Source organism: Cognatiyoonia sp. IB215182, assembly GCF_033963905.1.
In the GTDB taxonomy this organism is placed as follows: Bacteria; Pseudomonadota; Alphaproteobacteria; order Rhodobacterales; family Rhodobacteraceae; genus Yoonia.
The window spans coordinates 1-2,872 of the sequence record NZ_JAXBMB010000052.1 but is presented as its reverse complement, the minus strand read 5'-3'; the positions used below and the strand labels follow the sequence as shown (position 1 = coordinate 2,872).

The following is a 2,872-nucleotide window of genomic DNA, read 5'->3' as shown; positions in this document are numbered from 1 at the left end:
CGCTTCCGCTTGAGGCTTAAACAGCGCCTCCGGCTGATGCCCGCAATTCTGCCACCCCACTGATCGCCTGACGGGCAGGGCGGTGCCATGCCTCGATTGTGCTCATTGTTCTCACAGGAGAGTTTCAAAAATGAAAAAGCAGTCCTCAGATATCCAACCCACCCTCCACTCGCTTAACGTCTTGGTTCGGGCTGGTCGTTTGATCAAGTTCAAGGGTCGGGTGGCGAGCATTGCGCCAGGGCTTTCGGTCCTGGCCGCAGCGCTGTTCTCCGGCGGTGACGTCCAGGCTGCCAATGAGTGCGGAAATCCAACGAACAATCCGCACACCTTTAACGACGGCGTCATCACATGTGACGCTAGAGAATACAATAATGGCATCACCTATGAAGGATCAGAGGTACACACTGTGATCCTTCAGTACTCAGGCATCACGGTGGTGGTCAAGGGGCCTGGGGCGACGGTGCGTGGGGCGTCTTCGACTTCAGGCGATATCGCTGTGCTACTGCACCACGGGAGCGTTACCACTGATGCTGTGGAGGAGACTGACTACAATAACCACGGGCTTAAGGCGTATACCGAGGGCACTGGCAATGCGACCGCGCAAATGAATGGCGGGGATGTCACCACGCATGCTGTCCTTAGTCACGGGCTTCGGGCGGAGATCAAAAACACGGGGAGTAACGCCACGGCGAAGGCGGAATTGACCGCAGGGAATATCAATATTTTCAGAGGATCAAGCTCCGGGCTTTCGGCGCATACCGACTCCATAGGTGGCGCGGCAATCGCGCAAATGAGTGGTGGCAAAATCACTACTCATGCGGCGGGGACTGGCGGGATGGAGGCGACGAGTACCAACAGGCAGGAGGAGGACGCCACGATCGGGCAGAGTGCCGCCGTGGCCACGGTGACGGCTCTCATGACAGGAGGGGTTATTGAGACGAAAACGGAATTGGGCTCTGGAGTTGTTGCATCGAGCCGCGGGAGCGAGGGCAATGTGCTCGCGCGCATGGAGGGCGGCACAATCACCACGCTTGGGGAGAAGATAGGGGAAAAAAACGAGGGGCACGCTTACGGGGTTCGGGCGAGAATCTATGGCAATGTGAATAGTACGGCCATAGCGAAGGCAGAAATGACGGGAGGGCAGATCGTGACCCACGCTCACAACAGTTGGGGGCTTTCTGCGGGAACCGAAGCCATTGGTGGCGCAGCAATCGCGGAAATGACAGAGCAAGTTGGCCGCAGTAGCATAATCACCACGAAAGGAAGCCAGGCTCACGGGCTTTCTGTGATGGTCAACGCCAGGGACGGTGACATCGATCGCAACAGTGACTCCAACGCGACGGCGAAGGCTAAAATGAGTGCCGGGACAATCAACATTCACGGTCCCTTTGCCCATGGGCTGCATGTGCAAGCCAATGGCCTCAATGGCACGGCAACCGCTGAAATGCATGGTGGCAATATCAACCTGGTTGGGGAAGCTTCTCACGGGCTTCGTGTGCGGATTGACAACGTGGACCACGGAAAAGACCCGGACAGTACAATAGCAATAGGGGCTAAAGCGCTCATGACCGGAGGGACGATTCATACGGAGAACCGCCCCAACGCCTTCGAGGGTTCCCACGGGATTCATGCGGACACCACTGGCTCAGCCGATGTGGTCGTGGAGATGAAGGGCGGCAGTATCACCACGCTAGGGAGAAATTCTCACGGGCTTTGGGCGGAAGCAGAAGCGAGAGCGTTCGCGGATGGCGTGCGGTGGGATCCGAACTCAACGCCGCAAGCCAAGACGATTGTCAAGCTGGATGCGGGTGCTGTTGTCACGGCTTCAGGGGCGGGTTCAAACGGAATTCGCGTTTCAGGGAATTACGTGACTGTGGATCACAACTCCAACAGCCCAAAATTTTGGTTAGGTGTAAAAGACTTTGACGTGGACGTGGCCGGGATTGTGACGGGCGGCGCTGACGGATTTGATGCAGATGACGACGGTGCCGCGATCCGCACGATCTCCGACGCTGACGGCGGGGGAACAATTGATATCACCGACACCGCCATTGTGATTGCGGGGGGCTCTGGTATTGCGATACAAGACGGGGATGGCGACGCGGTTGTCACCTTGGTGGGGACCGTGACCGGGGATGTTCTTCTTGGAGCGGGTGACGATAACCTCACAATTGCTTCAGCAGCCAATTTTGATTTTTCCCACGTTCTGGACGGCGGTTCGGGCGATAACGATCATCTAACGCTGCATGGCCGGACGATGACCTCAATGGAGAACGTCATCGGCTGGGAGCATCTGACGCTGAGCGACACGGATTTGAGCCTGGATAAGGGTGCCACTTTGGATATGGATCTCTCGATCGAGGCAGGATCTGTATTCAGCATGTCTGGCGTGAGCACCCCCAGCGGGACGTCCATGGCAGGTGATGTGGCCAGCGCCTCTGGTGGCGGCCTGACCATCGCCGGTGATGTGACCAATGCGGGTGCCTTGACCTTGAGCGTGCAGGATGGGGCTGCAGGTGATGTGATCACCATTGACGGCGATTACACCGACACCGGATCGGGAAGAAGTGTTTTTGAGCTGGATGCGGTTATGGGTGCTGATGGTGCGAACACCGACAGGCTTGAGATCACCGGCAACGCGTCAGGCGAGATGGTGCTGTCGGTTGCCGGGCTGGACAGCACCGCGCCTGAGGGCGGACCACTTGCGATCTACCTGGTCTCGGTTGGCGGTGAGGCTGATGATGCAACCTTCACCCTGATGAGTGGCAACTACGTGATGTCGGACGGGAAGCATGGGGTTGTCTCAGGTGCTCACCTCTACAGGCTGGCTGAGGTTGAGGCACAGGATGGCAGCAGCAGCACCTGGTGGGCG

The 2,872-nt window shown here is 57.9% G+C and carries 1 pseudogene; it reads left to right on the top strand.

Annotated features, from left to right (window positions below):
* Positions 1–130: 130 nt before the first annotated feature.
* Positions 131–2,872 (top strand): annotated as a pseudogene (locus SLH47_RS26160) (hypothetical protein); the annotation flags it as partial.